12 protein-coding genes and 4 pseudogenes are annotated in these 14,992 nt (G+C 70.2%); 6 read left to right on the top strand and 10 right to left on the bottom strand.

The window, feature by feature from the left end:
- The first annotated feature begins 105 nt into the window (after positions 1–105).
- Complete coding sequence (locus H0X00_RS05070; protein WP_293767686.1) at positions 106–1,731, top strand: AMP-binding protein; 1,626 nt, start codon at positions 106–108, stop codon at positions 1,729–1,731.
- Positions 1,732–1,811: 80 nt separating this feature from the next.
- Positions 1,812–2,777 (top strand): DUF559 domain-containing protein, encoded by a 966-nt coding sequence (locus tag H0X00_RS05065; protein WP_293767685.1) that lies wholly within the window; start codon positions 1,812–1,814, stop codon positions 2,775–2,777.
- Positions 2,778–2,837: 60 nt separating this feature from the next.
- On the opposite strand, the gene H0X00_RS05060 is transcribed toward H0X00_RS05065, so the two are convergent.
- The 3 genes and pseudogenes from H0X00_RS05060 to H0X00_RS23675 all read right to left on the bottom strand — a co-directional run bounded on the left by H0X00_RS05060 (position 2,838) and on the right by H0X00_RS23675 (position 5,612).
- Positions 2,838–3,776, bottom strand: a complete 939-nt coding sequence (locus H0X00_RS05060; protein WP_293767683.1) for an LLM class F420-dependent oxidoreductase — start codon at positions 3,774–3,776, stop codon at positions 2,838–2,840.
- A 154-nt stretch (positions 3,777–3,930) separates the two neighbouring features.
- The gene (locus H0X00_RS05055) at positions 3,931–4,161 is read right to left on the bottom strand and encodes a hypothetical protein (protein WP_293767682.1); all 231 of its coding nucleotides are present in this window, start codon (positions 4,159–4,161) and stop codon (positions 3,931–3,933) included.
- A gap of 303 nt (positions 4,162–4,464) precedes the next feature.
- Positions 4,465–5,612, bottom strand: a pseudogene (locus H0X00_RS23675) (acyl-CoA dehydrogenase family protein).
- A 55-nt stretch (positions 5,613–5,667) separates the two neighbouring features.
- Between H0X00_RS23675 and ilvD the strand changes: the two are divergent.
- Positions 5,668–7,506, top strand: a complete 1,839-nt coding sequence (ilvD, locus tag H0X00_RS05040; RefSeq protein ID WP_293767681.1) for a dihydroxy-acid dehydratase — start codon at positions 5,668–5,670, stop codon at positions 7,504–7,506.
- A gap of 60 nt (positions 7,507–7,566) precedes the next feature.
- Positions 7,567–7,773 (top strand): annotated as a pseudogene (locus H0X00_RS23670) (fused response regulator/thioredoxin-disulfide reductase); the annotation flags it as partial.
- A 218-nt stretch (positions 7,774–7,991) separates the two neighbouring features.
- On the opposite strand, the gene H0X00_RS05030 reads toward H0X00_RS23670, so the two are convergent.
- The 7 genes and pseudogenes from H0X00_RS05030 to H0X00_RS23660 all read right to left on the bottom strand — a co-directional run.
- The gene (locus H0X00_RS05030; RefSeq protein ID WP_293767679.1) at positions 7,992–8,294 is read right to left on the bottom strand and encodes a hypothetical protein; all 303 of its coding nucleotides are present in this window, start codon (positions 8,292–8,294) and stop codon (positions 7,992–7,994) included.
- Between the two features lie 31 nt (positions 8,295–8,325).
- Positions 8,326–9,834 (bottom strand): CYTH and CHAD domain-containing protein, encoded by a 1,509-nt coding sequence (locus H0X00_RS05025; RefSeq protein ID WP_293767678.1) that lies wholly within the window; start codon positions 9,832–9,834, stop codon positions 8,326–8,328.
- Positions 9,835–9,913: 79 nt separating this feature from the next.
- On the bottom strand, positions 9,914–10,780 hold the full coding sequence (purU, locus tag H0X00_RS05020) for a formyltetrahydrofolate deformylase (protein ID WP_293767677.1): 867 nt from the start codon (positions 10,778–10,780) through the stop codon (positions 9,914–9,916).
- Between the two features lie 18 nt (positions 10,781–10,798).
- Entirely contained in the window at positions 10,799–12,355 is a 1,557-nt protein-coding gene (locus tag H0X00_RS05015; RefSeq protein ID WP_293767676.1) for a hypothetical protein, read from the bottom strand.
- A gap of 193 nt (positions 12,356–12,548) precedes the next feature.
- On the bottom strand, positions 12,549–13,451 hold the full coding sequence (locus H0X00_RS05010; RefSeq protein WP_293767675.1) for a LysR family transcriptional regulator: 903 nt from the start codon (positions 13,449–13,451) through the stop codon (positions 12,549–12,551).
- Positions 13,452–13,679 (bottom strand): hypothetical protein, encoded by a 228-nt coding sequence (locus tag H0X00_RS23665; RefSeq protein ID WP_367186433.1) that lies wholly within the window; start codon positions 13,677–13,679, stop codon positions 13,452–13,454. It abuts the gene before it with no gap.
- A gap of 191 nt (positions 13,680–13,870) precedes the next feature.
- Positions 13,871–13,978 (bottom strand): annotated as a pseudogene (locus H0X00_RS23660) (formyltetrahydrofolate deformylase); the annotation flags it as partial.
- A gap of 182 nt (positions 13,979–14,160) precedes the next feature.
- On the opposite strand from H0X00_RS23660, the gene H0X00_RS05000 reads away from it, so the two are divergent.
- Positions 14,161–14,697 (top strand): RNA polymerase sigma factor, encoded by a 537-nt coding sequence (locus tag H0X00_RS05000; RefSeq protein ID WP_293767672.1) that lies wholly within the window; start codon positions 14,161–14,163, stop codon positions 14,695–14,697.
- Positions 14,694–14,992 (top strand): annotated as a pseudogene (locus H0X00_RS04995) (zf-HC2 domain-containing protein); the annotation flags it as partial. The gene H0X00_RS05000 and the pseudogene H0X00_RS04995, both read left to right, overlap by 4 nt.

Here is a 14,992-nt window from a genome sequence, read left to right as displayed (position 1 = left end):
GTGGTGCGTCCGGCGGCCGCTCTGGCATCCGCGGCGCGCTCGGGGGATGCTCGGAGGGCCTGTGCACCGCCCGGAAAGGCTCCGTCCCGAAAGGAACCTGGCCCGATGTCCGCTGCTGCCCCTTCCTACGCCTCCGGCACCTCCGAGATCCCGCTCATCGGCGAGACGATCGGCGCGGTGCTCACCCGCGTCGCCCAGGAGCACCCGCAGGGCGAGGCCCTGGTGGACGTGCCCACCGGACGCCGCTGGACCTACGCCGAGCTGGACGCGGCCGTCGACACCCTCGCCGCCGGCCTGCTGGCCCGCGGGATTGAGGTCGGTGACCGGGTCGCCCTGTGGGCCCCGAACCAGGCCGAGTGGATCCTGGTGCAGCACGCGACCGCGCGGGTCGGCGCGATCCTGGTCAACGTCAACCCGGCCTACCGCACCCATGAACTGAAGTACGTGCTCAACCAGTCCGGTGCGCGGACGCTGGTCACCGTCCCGGCGTTCAAGACCAGCGACTACCGGGGCATGGTCGCGGAGGTCGCCCCGGAGTGCCCCGACCTCACCGACATCGTCTTCATCGGCGACAAGTCCTGGACCGAGCTCTCGACCGGCACGACGGTCGGACCTGAGGTGATGGAGCGTCAGAACTCGCTCTCGTTCGACGACCCGATCAACATCCAGTACACCTCGGGCACCACCGGCTTCCCCAAGGGCGCCACCCTCACCCATCACAACATCCTGAACAACGGCTACTTCGTCGGCGCGATGTGCCGCTACACCGCCGAGGACCGGATCTGCGTGCCGGTGCCCTTCTACCACTGCTTCGGCATGGTGATGTGCAACCTCGCGGCGCTCGCGCACCAGGCCACGGTGATCATCCCGGCGCCCGCGTTCGACCCGGCCGCAACGCTGGCCGCCTGCGCCGCCGAGCGGGCCACGTCGCTCTACGGCGTGCCGACCATGTTCATCGCGATGCTCGCCGACCCGTCCATGGCCGAGCTGGACCTGAGCTCGCTGCGGACCGGGATCATGGCCGGCTCCCCCTGCCCGGTCGAGGTGATGAAGCGGGTCATCGCCGAGATGGGCATGACCGAGGTGACCATCGCCTACGGCATGACCGAGACCTCGCCGGTGTCCTGCCACACCCGCACCGACGACGACGTCGAGCGGCGGGTCTCCACGATCGGGCGGGTGCACCCGCACCTGGAGATCGCGGTCGTCGACCCCGAGACGAACCAGATCGTTCCGCGTGGGCAGCGCGGCGAGTTCCGCACTCGTGGCTACTCGGTGATGCGGGGGTACTGGAACGACCCGCAGAAGACCGCCGAGGCGATCGACGAGGCCGGCTGGATGCGCACCGGCGACCTCGCCGAGATGGACGCCGACGGCTACGTGAAGATCGTCGGCCGGATCAAGGACACCGTGATCCGCGGCGGGGAGAACATCGCCCCCCGCGAGGTGGAGGAGTTCCTCTACACCCACCCGGACATCGTCGACGTTCAGGTCGTCGGTGTCCCGGACCAGAAGTTCGGCGAGGAACTGTGCGCCTGCGTGAAGGTGGCCGAGGGCAAGACCCTCGACGCCGCCGCGGTCAAGGAGTTCTGCGCCGGCAAGATCTCCCACCACAAGATCCCGCGCTACGTGGTGATCGTCGGCGAATACCCGATGACCGTCACCGGCAAGGTGCAGAAGAACCTGCTGCGCGAGGCGATGGCCAAGGATCTCGGCCTCGCGGACGCCTGACCCGAAGGCCACAGATCGAGGTTGTGACGGATGGGGTGCGGTCTGGCCTGACGATGCCTCACGCGTCACAACGTTGATCTGTGGCCGACGCCACGTTGTCCACAGGCCAACGCTCGAGCCAGCGCCGTCCACAGCCCGGACTCAATCCGCTCCGGCCCTGCGGATTTCCCGCCACGATCCGGCGCGTGGATGTGGTTCTCGGCCTCTCGGTCTGCGGAGGCGCCGCCCGCTGGACGCGGCTGCGCAGACTCGGCGTGTCCGAGCGTGCCTTGCGAGCCGCCCTGGCGGCAGGGATCGTCGAGCCCGTCGGGCGCGGCGGCTACGCGCTGCCCGGGACCGACCCGGCCCTGGTCGCCGCCCTCCGAGTGAATGGCGTCGCGTCTCATGCCGACGCCGCGCGGCTCCACGGCCTGGCCCTGTGGCGGCCGATCGACGGCATCGACGTCACGGTCCCGCCGGGAAGCCGTCCCACTGAGGCCGGCGTCCGCGTGCATCGGGCGCACGTGGCCGCCGACGAGATCGACGTCCAGCTGCCCATGACCGGCCTCCTGCGCACGGTGCTGGACTGCGGCCGGTCACTTCCGATGGCCGATGCGGTCGTCATCCTCGACAGCGCGGTGCACGGCGGTCGCGTGAAGCTGACAACCCTGCGGAAGGCGGCGGAGTCCGCGCGCGGTCACGGCGCGGTTGCCCTGCGGCGGGCGGTCGCGCAGGTCGACGCGCTCGCCGACTCTCCGCTGGAATCCTCGCTACGGCTGCTGCTCGTGCTGATCGACGCGAACCTGCAGAGCCAGGTCAAGATCCCGCGCGTCGGCCTCGTCGATTTCGTGCTCGACGGCTGGCTGGTGATCGAGGCCGACGGCTTCGAGCACCATTCGAATCGGGCGGACTATCGAAGGGACCGCGAGCGCGGAAACCAACTCGCCGTCCTCGGCTACACGCTGCTGCGGTTCACGTATGAGGACATCAAGGGGCGGCCGCGGTGGGTGCTGGATCAGGTGCGGCTGGCCCTCAAGCGGGGACCGAAGGCTGGAGATCAAGGTTGAGACGGGTGAGGTGCCGAAACGGCAGGCGCCGCCCAACCCGTCACAACGTTGATCCTGGGCCTACCCGAACGCCGGGAGGACCTCAGCCCCGAGGAGCTCCACGTGGGCCAGGTCCGCCAGGTCGAGCACCTGCAGGTAGACCCGGACCATGCCGGTGGCGCCGCGGATCCGGCCGAGCTTGTCGACGACCTCGGCGGGGGTGCCGGCCAGGCCGTTCGCCTTCAGCTCCTCGACGTCGCGGCCGATGGCGGCGGCGCGACGCGCGACCTCGGCGTCGTCGCGACCGACGCACACCACCTGCGCGATCGAGCGACGCATCGTGGACGGGTCGCGGTCCACCCCGCGGCACGCCTCGTCGACGCGAGCGAACTGGATCTTGGCGGTGTCCAGCGGTTGAAAAGCCACGTTGAACTCGGCGGCGAAGCGGGCAGCCAGCTCGGGGGTGCGCTTGGCGCCGACGCCGCCGATGATCACCGGCGGACCCGGACGCTGGGCGGGCTTGGGCAGGCCCGGCGATTCCAGGATTTCGTAGTGCTTGCCGTGGAAGCTGAACCCGCCCTCCGTCGCCCAGAGACCGGTGATGACTTCGAGCTGCTCGGCGAACCGGTCGAACCGCTCCCCGACGTCCGGGAAGCGCAGGCCGTAGGCCTCATGCTCGCGGTCGTACCAGCCGGCGCCGAGACCGAACTCGACCCGGCCACCGGACATCGCGTCGACCTGCGCGACGGCGATGGCCAGTGGTCCCGGCTCGCGGAAGGTGGCCGCGGTGACCAGCGTCCCCAGCCGCACACGGGTGGTCTCACGGGCCAGGCCGGCGAGGGTGATCCAGGCGTCGGTCGGGCCGGGTAGCCCGTCCCGGTCCCCCATCGCCAGGAAGTGGTCGGACCGGAAGAACGCGTCGAACCCGGCGTCCTCGGTCATGCGGGCGGAGGCGAGGAGGTCCTCGTAGCTCGCGCCCTGCTGCGGTTCGGTGAACACGGCGAATTCGAGTGCAGTCACATCGGAACCCTACGTCGGAGCCGACGGCTGGTGATCAAGGTTGGGGCTCACGAGGTACCGCGGCAGCCGGAAGTCGCCTCAGACGTCACAACGTTGATCGTGGGCCTACGGCGCATCTACGACGTGTACCCGAGCCGTCGGGCCGCGGGCCGGGTCAAGCCAGCGCGTGGACGACGGCCGGCACCAACGACATCAAGGCGATGACGACGTGGTGTTGCCACGCGAAGCCAGTGGTGACCGGCGCGGAATCGGGTACGGCCTGCGCGCGGAGCTCTTCCAGTTGCGCTCGCACGCGGCTCGGACGCTGCTCACGGTTCGGTAAGGCAGTGGCGGCGGCTTGCACCGCCCAGGCCGTCACCGAGCCTTTGGTCGTCTGGATGACCACCCGGGAATCGACAGCGAGGCCCGAGACTGCACCCCAGGGGATCGTCCAAGTCATCGCCGGGTTGGCACAACAATCCCCGACGCGAGGTCGGCCGTGATCCGCGGCCGGAGAATCAATGTGTAGGCGATGTCAACTAGGGCGAAGGCCACGACCGACCCTCGACGACTCCGCCGCGAGAATCGCGATCTCTCCACGAGCTCACCATAATCGCGATCGCAATCGCGAGAACGGCCAGCGAAGCGACGAGGGTGGGGAGACTCATCCGCCACACCTTTGGCTTCAGTTCAGGGACCTCGGGCATGGTCAGGACGTGTAGCCCAACCGGCGGGCGGCGAGCTCGGGCGAGGATCTCTGACGTACCCCCGCCGATGCCGAGGATGCGCATGTCCCGGTATTGGCGCTCGACCTCGGCCTCGCGCATGTAGCCCAGACCGCCGTGGAGCTGGAGGGCCTCGTTGACGACCCATTCCCCGGCCGCGACCGCGGTGTTCTTGGCGAAGCAGACCTCGGTGACGCAGTCCCCGCCGGCGGCGTACCGGACTGCGACCTCGCGGGTGTAGACCCGGGCCACCTCGATCTGCCGGGCCATCTCGACCAGCTGGTGCTGGACCAGCTGACGGGAGATCAGGGGCTGACCGAAGGTGGTCCGCAGCCGGCACCAGTCCACGGTCAGGTCCAGGGCGCGCTGCGCGCAGGCGTAGGCCTGGGCCGCGATCATCAGCCGCTCGGTGACGAAGTGCTGGGCGATCTGCGCGAAGCCGGTGTTCTCGGCTCCGACCAGGTTGGCCACCGGCACGCGGCAGTCGGCGTAGGACAGCTCGGCGGTGTCCGAACAGAGCCAGCCCATCTTCTCCAGCTTCCGGGAGACGGTGAAGCCGGGCGTCCCGCGCTCGATCACGAGCAGGGAGACCCCGCGAGCGCCGGGCCCGCCGGTGCGCACGGCCGTGACGACGAACTCGGCCCGGCAGCCGGAGGTGATGTAGGTCTTGGACCCGTTGACCACGTAGTGGTCGCCGTCGCGGACCGCCGTGGTGCGGAGCCCGCCGACGTCCGAGCCGCCATCGGGCTCGGTGATCGCCAACGCCCCGATCATCTCACCGGCGAGGGTGGGCCGGACCCAGCGCTCGATCTGCTCGGTGTCCCCGGCTGCGATGATGTGCGGCACCGAGATCCCGGTGGTGAACAGACCGGCGATCACGCCTCCGGCGGCCCCCGCGTAGCAGGCCTCCTCCATGAGGGTCACCAGGTCGACGGCGTCGCCCCCGCCCCGCCGCCGATCTCCGGGAAGTGCAAGCCCAGGAGCCCCACCTTCCCGGCGGTAACGTGCAGCTCACGGGGCACGCTCGTTCCCAGCCGTCGAGGTGCGGGAGCACGTCCTTCTCGACGAACTGGCGCACCACCTGGCGCAGCGCCGTGCGCTCGGGCGTGCGGTACGGATCGGGCGAATTCATCGGGTCTTCCTGAACGCTCGTACGATGGAGATGCCCACGAGAGTAAGGAACGACCATGCCCGAGCTGCGCTCCCGCACCACCACGCACGGCCGGAACATGGCCGGAGCGCGTGCCCTGTGGCGCGCCACGGGCATGACCGACGACGACTTCGACAAGCCGATCGTCGCGATTGCGAACAGCTTCACGCAGTTCGTGCCGGGTCACGTGCACCTGCGGAACATGGGCGCGCTGGTCGCGGAGGCGGTCGCCGAGGCCGGTGGCGTGGGTCGGGAGTTCAACACGATCGCGGTCGACGACGGCATCGCGATGGGCCACGGCGGCATGCTCTACAGCCTGCCCAGCCGCGAGCTGATCGCGGACTCGGTCGAGTACATGGTGCAGGCCCACGTGGCCGACGCCCTGGTCTGCATCTCCAACTGCGACAAGATCACCCCCGGCATGCTGATCGCCGCGATGCGGCTGAACATCCCGACCGTGTTCGTTTCCGGCGGGGCGATGGAGGCCGGCAAGGCCGTCATCCGCGGCGGCGTCGCCCGCCCGAAGCTGGACCTGATCTCGGCGATGACGGCGTCGGCGGACGAGTCGGTCTCCGACGAGGACCTGGACGACATCGAGCGCTCGGCCTGCCCGACCTGCGGTTCCTGCTCGGGCATGTTCACCGCGAACTCGATGAACTGCCTGACCGAGGCCCTCGGGCTCTCACTGCCTGGGAACGGCTCGACACTGGCGACCTCCTTTGCCCGCAAGGGTCTGTTCCAGGAGGCCGGCCGCGTGGTCGTCGACCTGGCCAACCGCTACTACGGCGGGGACGACGAGTCGGTGCTGCCGCGCAACATCGCGACCCGCGAGGCGTTCTCCAACGCCATGCGCATGGACATCGCGATGGGCGGTTCGACCAACACGATCCTGCACCTGCTCGCGGCGGCGATCGAGGGCGGCGTCGACTTCGCGATGGCCGACATCGACGAACTCTCCCGGCACACCCCGTGCATCTGCAAGGTCGCGCCGTCCACTCCGCTCTACCACATGGAGGACGTGCATCGGGCGGGCGGAATTCCGCGCATCCTCTCCGAGCTGGACCGCGGCGGGCTGCTCGAGCGCAACGTGCACACGGTGCACTCCCCGGACATGGATTCCTGGCTGGCCAAGTGGGACATCGGCCGCCCCGACGTCCCCGCCGCGGCCACCGAGTTGTTCTCCGCTGCCCCCGGCGGCGTGCGCACCGTCGAGGCGTTCAGCTCCACCGTCACCTGGGCGACGCTGGACACGGACAAGGAGATGGGCTGCGTCCGGGACATCGAGCATGCCTACAGCCAGGACGGCGGACTGGCCGTGCTCTATGGCAACCTCGCGCCCGACGGCTGCGTGGTCAAGACGGCCGGCGTCGTGCTGGAGCAGCTCTACTTCAAGGGCCCGGCGAAGGTGAGCGAGAGCCAGGACGACGCCGTCACCGCGATCCTGGCCGGCTCGATCGTGGCCGGCGACGTGGTCGTCGTGCGCTACGAGGGCCCCAAGGGCGGACCGGGCATGCAGGAGATGCTCTACCCGACCAGCTTCCTCAAGGGCCGCGGCCTGGGCGCGAAGTGCGCGCTGATCACCGACGGCCGGTTCTCCGGCGGCACCTCGGGCCTCTCGATCGGGCACGTCTCCCCGGAGGCCGCCCAGGGCGGGACCATCGGGCTGGTGGAGGACGGCGACCTGATCGAGATCGACATCGCCACCCGGCGGATCGAGCTGCTGGTCGACGACGCCACCCTCGCGGCCCGGCGGGCGGAGCGTGAGGAGCTCGGCTGGGTCCCACTCAAGCGCGAGCGCCCGGTTTCCGCGGCCCTTCGGGCCTACGCCTCGATGGCCCTGTCGGCCGACAAGGGTGCCGCCCGGTACGTGCCGTAATACTCGCCCGCGGCCCCCGCCTCGACCGCCGGGCCGTGTCCGTGCTCGCGGCCCTCCAAGGCGGCCCCGTCGTCGGCCGCCCGCGAGTTCCTGGCCCGCAACGCCGTGCCGTACAGCTGGGTCACCTCCGACTCCCCCGAGGGCGAGCGGTTACTGCATGCGGCCCAGCTGGACGCCAAGCGGTTGCCGGTCGTCATGACCCCGGCCGGCGACGTTCTGGTCGCACCGTCCACCGCCGAACTCGCCACCGCTGTGGGGCTCTCGACCGGCGGGGATCTGAGCGTGCAGTCCGTGCCGGGCGACACCCGCTTCATCGTGCGGCTACCCCTGACAGAGCGGGAGAAATCTGGACACATGCCCTCCCGAGGGCTTGCCTCGCCCTGGACGTCAGACTCCCAGAGCGCAACGTCGCCTCGGCAGCAGGACTTCATAGTGCCTGGCGCGGACCCTTCCACGCTCTGCCCCTGCTTGCGCGGGCGCCGGATCTAGCTCGTCCGGTCGAGGCGGTCAAAGCGCTCGTTCAGGGCGGCGAACCCGGCCGCCGTGATCGCGAAGCCCGTGCGCATCTCGGCGAAGCCCTCAGCCATCTCGCCCCGCAGCTCGCGCCGCACTCCCGCGCAGCCGGTCGCCATCTCGCCCCGCACCTCGGCGAAGCCCGCCTCTGCTTTGTGCCCCAGGTCCCTCAGGTCCAGGTGGAGGGCCTGGAGCGATCGCTCGTGGGCGTTGAGCTTGGCCATGATCGCCGCGACGTCCCGATCAGTTCCGGACGCGGGCGAGTGCAGGTCCACGCCCGCCCAGGGCCTCTGGACAACCCGCGGCCTAGCCGCAGACCTTGTTCGCGGCCTTGCGCAGGCCCGCCCACGCTGGGTCCAGCGCAGCCTCGTCGACGCCGGTGCAGATCTCCAGCCCGTACAGCAGGCCCCAGGTGAAGGAGCTCTCCCCGCCGCCGGCGGCCGCGATCGCGAGCTCGCGCAGCACCGGAGCGGCGACGACGGCATCCTGATGTTCGCCGAGCACTTCCTGGACCTTCTTGGTGTGCGAGATCAACTTCCTGGCATCGCGGCCGAGCACTGGCTCCGCGCCCTCGGTTGCGTAGCGCAGCCGTTTGGCTGCCTTGCGGCCCTCGTGCAGTTCGACGTCCCGCTCCACGCCACGGTGTTGATCCGCGACGTCCATGTGGGTCTGCATCCGGCTGAAGCTGCGGGCCAGCTGCCGGGGTAATTCCTTCGCGGCGGGCCTGCCCGCACGCGCGGTCAAGGGTGGGTCGGCCACCACGGCATCGAGAGCGTCCAGGAGTGCGTGGTACCGGGCCGAGTCCAGCGTCCGGAGCAGCGACGTGCGCGCCTCGGCCTGCCGGGGCGCGAACCAGGCGGCCAACCGCGGCTGCACCGGTCCGAGGACGTTCTCGACCGGCTGCTTCTGCACCGCAACCCCGAAGCGCGCGCGCAGCACCTCCAGGTCACGCGCCGGCCCCGCGACGCCGGCCAGCCACTTCAACTCGTCGGTGAGCTGGCGGGTCTGCTCGCGGTCGATCAGCTTGCCGTAGGCCTGCAGCGCGCTGCGGGCCCGGCGGGTCGCCACCCGGAGCTGGTGTACCGCGTCCTCGCTGTCCCGGCGCACCTCGACGTCGTAGCGCCGGATCGCGGCAGCCTGGTCGCGCAGGTAGGCAACGACCACCTCCCCGGCGGTCGCCTCGGCCCGTACCGGCTTCGGCTGCTCCGGCGCCCGGTCGCCGAGCGCGCGGGCGAGCTTGGACGCCGACGACGAGCGCTGGACGCCGGACCTGCGCAGCACGGCGTCGGCCTTCTTCAGCAGGCGTAGGTCTCCCTCTGCTCCGAGTTCGACCTCGATCTCGCGCCAGGAGTGCTCCGGTCCGTCGGGCAGCACCCGGGCGGTGACGTGGTCGTCCGTGACGTCGAGAAGGTCGCGGCCAGCCGGGTCGGTCCAGCGCAGCACGCGGCGCGCAGTGCGCAGCTCGGCGATCGGTTGCAGGGGCGCGTCCCGGGTGATGGTGCGCAGGAGCTCCGCGAGCTCACCGGGCGGCGGGCCGGGCTCGTCCCGGGCCTCGGCGCGCACCTGGATCTCGTCGCGGGTGTCCTTGCCCGCCGGCAGCTTGAGGTGCCAGCCGGTCGCGTCGTCCCCGGTGCGATAGCGAAGCGTGATCCGTGCGCCCGCCAGCCGCAGGTCGGCGGTATCCAGATAGGTGGCCAGCAGCTGCTGCTCATGCACTACGGGCTCAGCGTCGAACACCGAAGACCAGCTGGGCAGCTCAGTCGTGGGCGTCGCCTCGTACTTGCGCTCGATCTCGCGGTGCGTAGTGGTCGCCATCCCTACGGACTACCACGGGGGGAGCCGGCAGAACATGAAATTTTGGCTCACGCCGTGAAGGAGTGGCGCTCAGTCCGGCTCAGTGGAAGACGACGGTCCGGTTGCCGTGGACCAGAACCCGGCCCTCGAGGTGCCAGCGCAGGCCGCGGGCGAGGACGACCTTCTCGATATCGCGGCCCTTGAGCACCATCTCGGCGACCGCGTCGGAGTGGTCGACCCGGATCACGTCCTGCTCGATGATCGGGCCGGCGTCGAGCTCCGCGGTCACGTAGTGGCAGGTGGCGCCGACCAGCTTCACCCCGCGCACGAAAGCCTGGTGGTAGGGCCGGCCGCCAATGAAGGACGGTAGGAAGCTGTGGTGGATGTTCAGCGCCCGGCCGGCCCATTTCTCGCACAACCATTCCGGGACGATCTGCATGAACTTGGCGAGCACGATCGCGTCCGGGTCCTCGGCGTCGGCGATCTTGCGCACCTGCTCGAACGCCTCGGTCTTGTCCCCACCGGCGCCCGGAAACGGGACGTAGTGGAACGGGATGCCGTGCGCGACCGTGATCGCCTCGAGGTCCTTGTGGTTCCCGATCACGGCCCGGATCTCCATGCCCAGCTCGTCGCCGGCGAAGCGGCCGAGCAGGTCGTAGAGGCAGTGCCCCTCCTTCGACACCAGCACGACGACCCGGCCGCGCTGGGCAGTATCGGTGACCCGCCAGTCGGTGTCGGCGCCGAGCTCGGCGGCCAGGGTGGCGAAGCGGTCGCGCAGCTCCTCCAGACTGAACGGGAGCGACTCCGAGCGCACCACCTGGCGGGTGAAGAACCAGTTCGTGTCCGGGTCGGCGTGGTAAGCGGCCTCGGTGATCCAGCCGCCTGCGTCGGACAGGAACGCGGCGATCCGGGCCACAATCCCGGTGCGGTCGGGGCAACCGAGGGTGAGGACGTAGTGCGAGTTCATGACGTGCAGTCTTGCGGATCAACCCCGACGGGCGGCGACGACCCGCCTCAGGTGCTGATGTCCGCCAACTCCGCCGGGGCTGCAGTTTCCAGCGGGACCCGGCGCGCGGCGTAGACCATGAACAGCCCGAACGCGATCACGATCAGCCCGACCAGCAGCACCAGCAGACCGATGAAGTCGATCTTGGAGGTCCCGTTCAGCTCGTCGAAGTTCGCCCGCTGGCTCTCCAGAACCGGGATCACGTCCGCGCTGAAGTAGTCGCGCACGTTCGGGACGGTCACGATCGGGCTCCCGTCGAAACGGGTCGTCCCGTCGGCCCCCGGTACCGCGAGCCAACCCGCGGCCACCTGCTGCAGGGCCGTGACTGCCTGCGCGATGTGCGGCACGTCGCCCAGCGCGGGCTGGATGGCCTTGATGGCCGCCGGCAGCTCCTTCGCAACCTCGGACAACGGGAGGGCGCAGCAACGCCGTGGTGCGCGGGAAGTTCTTGGTGAGAGCGGCCAGCACCTCGTCCGGCGAGAGTCCGGTCCCCTCGGCGACGAACGCCACCAGCTTCGGGACCTCGGCGGCGGCGCCGCCCTCGTTGGTCATGATCGGATCGGCGGTGTTGACGATCGCCTCGACCATCGTGATGCCGGCGCGGTCGCCGGCCACGCGCTCCGCGGTCATCGCCGGCTCCAGGCCGTCGAGCAGGTCCTGGCCGTCGGTGGTGCGCGGGATCAGCTTGAGCCCGAGCACGAGCGCGACGACGACGACCCCGACGACGGGGACGATCACCGCGGTGCCCAGCGCCTCGAAGCCCCCGACGCCGCCACGGCGGTTCCGCAGAATCATCACGGCCGCGAGGGCGATGACGACCAGTCCGACGACCAGCAGCAACGGTGAGATCCAGTTGACCTTGGACGTCCCGTCGAGGCTGCGGAAGTTCCCCTGCTGCGTCTCGACGGCGGGGATCACGTCCTGGCTGAAGTAGTCACGCAGCTCGGGCACGGTCGTGACCGGCGTCCCGTCGAAGCGGGTCAAGCCGTCGATGTCCGCGATCTGCTCCCAGCCGTTGGTGACGGTCGGAAGATTGGTGACCGCCGCGTTGATCGCCGGGAAGTTCGTCGCCAGCGCAGCACTCACCTGGTCCGCGGGGAGCTTCAGCGACGTCGACAGGAAGGCGACGAGCTTGGGGATCTCGGCGCTCACCTCCGACAGCGGCAGTGACTTGAGCAGCGCCGTCGTACGCGGGAACTCCTTGTCCAAGGCGGCGAGCGCCTGGGCGTCCGTCACGTTGCGGGCCTTGGCGACGTAGGCCACGACCTTCGGCACCTCGCCGGCCGCGCCGCCCTGCTCGTTGACGATCGGGTCAGCCATGTCGACGACCTGCGACGTGATGTTGATGCCCGCGCGATCCGCGGCCACGCGTTCGGCGGTGAAGGCCGGCCGCGCGCCGTCGAGCACGTCCTGCCCCGCGTTGAGCCTCGGGATCAGCTTCAGCCCGAGGACCACCCCGACGACGATGACGCCCACCACGAGGACGACGGTCCACTGCAGAACCGCGTTGCGATTTCCTTGCCCCTTGTGTTGCACCGCGGGACCTCCCGGCAAGCGATCAGCCGCCGACGGGCGCCTTCGCGGCGCCTCTTATCGTAGGCCCGCGGCGACGCTAGTGATGCAGGGTCACTTGGAACAAGAAAAGGATCCGGGCGCCGGATTAGACAGAACCAACATGCCCGAATCCGGGATTGCCGGATTCGAGGTGGGAGAGCAGCCGGCGCCGACCTCAGAGGGGAAGCACGGGCGCGCGAACGAAGTCGGCGAAGAGGGCTACCGAGGCGCGTTCCTCACCGACCGCTGAGCGCAGCATGAACCACGGCCAGGTGGCGGGCCCGTCGATCAGTCGCAGCTCACCGAGCAGCCCGGCCGCGAGCTCGTCCGCGGCGGCGACGCGAGACACCAGCGACACGCCCAGACCCGCCCGCACCGCCTTCTTGATCGCGCCGTTCGAGCCGAGCGTCAAGGTGGTGGGCGTGAGCCGGCGATCGGCGAGGAACTTCTCATTGAGCGCCCGCGTGCCGGAGCCGGGCTCGCGCAACAACCAGGCTCGGTCGACGAGGTCTCTGCTCATCACGGCGGGGTCGGCCAGCCGGACATCGTCGGGCGCGGTGATGCAGACGATCTCGTTCTCGCTCAGCGGTTCAGCCACCAGCCGGTCATCCGCCGGCGATCGGCCGGCGAATCCCATGTCCGAGGAATGCCCGAGGATTCGGCTGAGCACTTCGGACTGATTCCCGACGTCAAGCGTGACCTCGATGTCCGGATGGCGCTCGACGAACGCACGCAGCAGCGGCGGGACGAAGGACTCAGCAGCCGTGGTGACCGCCGCGATCCGCAGCCTCTGCCGGCAGACTCTGGCGGCCTCGCGTGCACGTTGACGACCCTGATCAAGCAGGCCCACCACGTCCGCGGCGTAAGGCACGAAGGCTTCGCCGGCGGCGGTCAGCCGTACACCGCGGCCGACGCGTTCGAACAGGGTGCAGCCGAGCTCACGATTGAGCGCCGAGATCGCCGCCGAGACCGACGGCTGGGTGACGACCAACTCCTCCGCCGCAGCCGTCACCGAACCGCCGCGCACGACGGCGAGGAATGCGGAGAGTTGGGTGATGGTAATAGCCACCTCCCGCATTCATAGACCTGACCCATAGAGGGTTGTCAAGGAGTCTTTGCGCGCGCAGCCCTCGACGGCCTTGGCGATCCGACGCTCGCGGGTGGCCGCAGCCCAGGCCTCCTCGACCTCGCGCGGGGCGTTGTCCAGTTCCAGGTCCACCTCCAGGACCTCGCCCGCGGCGACCCCGGCGGCGGCCCGATGCTCGGCGGCGACGCCGACCAGGAACTGCCCGCCCATCGAGGCGATCGTCGAGTGGTAGCCGTAACCCTTGAGGGTGACCCGAGCGGCGGGCGCTTCCCGGCACCCAGTGCGTCGACCACCTCGGGTGTGACGACGATGCCGGTGGAGCGGAGTCAGCCCGGCGGCCAGACCGCGACCGGCGACCTCGACCAGGAAGTGGATGTAGGCCTCGACGGAGTCCAGTACCTCGGGCCCGCAGACCCCTCCGTGATCCAGCCGCCTACGTCGGACACAAACGAGGCGATCCGGGCGACAATGCCGGTGCGGTCGGGGCAACCGAGCGTGAGGACGTAGTGCGAGTTCAGGGCGAACAGTCTTCCGGATCAGGCGGCGGCTGTTCGCCACGACCCGCGAACCGCATGCGACCGTGAACCGCTCGGGCACCGGAACTCGACAAGGAGATAGGCAAGCGGGCTCGAGTCGCCAACGGCGGCCCGGAAGGGACAACAGTGTGTCCGGTGAGTAGTTCCCCGTGGCCAGGTGCTCCGTGAACGCATCCGAGGACCAGCTCAGCGACGCCGCCCTGGTGGCCGCGATCGCTGACGGTGACCGGCGTGCCTTCGACGACCTCTACGCCCGGCACGTGGCGTGGCTGGTCGTGCGGCTCTCCCGCCGCTGCGCCGACTCCGGCCTGGTCGACGAGGTCGTCCAGGACACCTTCGTGGCCGTCTGGCGGGGCGCCGACCGGTGGGCCGGTCGCGGCGAGGTGGCGGCGTGGATCTGGGGCATCGGCATCCGACGCCTGATCGACCGGCGGCGCAGCCGGCCACGCGACACCCTGCCGTGGCTCGAACCGTCGGCCGCCGAGCCATCCGCGGAGGAGCTCGTCCTGCTCGGTGTGCAGTACGGCGACCTGGGTGCCGCCCTGCGACAGCTCTCACCGGAGCTCCGCGCGGTCGTGCAGGCCACGATCCTCGACGGGCTCACCACCCGGGAGGCCGGCCGCCTGCTCGGGATCCCCGCCGGCACGGTCAAGACCCGGATGATGCGGGCGCGCGCCCAGTTGAGGGAGGAGCTGTCATGACCGGCTGGCATCTGGACGACGAGTCCGCGCGGCGCTATGCGGACGGTACGGCCGGGCAGCCGTTCGCCGCTTCCGCGGAGGCGCATCTCACGGCTTGCGCCGACTGCCGGGGGCTGCTGGTTCCGCTGGTCGATCGGGTCCGGGTCGAGGCGATCTGGGACGTGGTGGCCGAGCGGGTCGACGCACCGCGGCCCGGCCCGGTGGAGCGGGCGCTGCGCCGGATCGGCGTCGGATCCGACACTGCCCGGCTGCTCGCCGCCACCCCATCGCTGCGCGCCTCGTGGCTGCTCGCGGT

The sequence above is a fragment of the Sporichthya sp. genome (genome assembly GCF_013815995.1).
In the GTDB taxonomy this organism is placed as follows: domain Bacteria; phylum Actinomycetota; class Actinomycetes; order Sporichthyales; family Sporichthyaceae; genus Sporichthya.
Note: the sequence above shows the minus strand (reverse complement) of the source record. Positions and strands in the feature narration are given on the sequence as shown.

Bases quoted from the DNA above. Each gene is read 5' to 3' on its own strand.
- H0X00_RS05010 (WP_293767675.1), bottom strand. From the start codon at position 13,451: ATGCGGGAGGTGGCTATTACCATCACCCAACTCTCCGCATTCCTCGCC.
- H0X00_RS05025 (WP_293767678.1), bottom strand. From the start codon at position 9,834: ATGGCGACCACTACGCACCGCGAGATCGAGCGCAAGTACGAGGCGACG.
- purU (WP_293767677.1), bottom strand. From the start codon at position 10,780: ATGAACTCGCACTACGTCCTCACCCTCGGTTGCCCCGACCGCACCGGG.
- ilvD (WP_293767681.1), top strand. From the start codon at position 5,668: ATGCCCGAGCTGCGCTCCCGCACCACCACGCACGGCCGGAACATGGCC.
- H0X00_RS05070 (WP_293767686.1), top strand. From the start codon at position 106: ATGTCCGCTGCTGCCCCTTCCTACGCCTCCGGCACCTCCGAGATCCCG.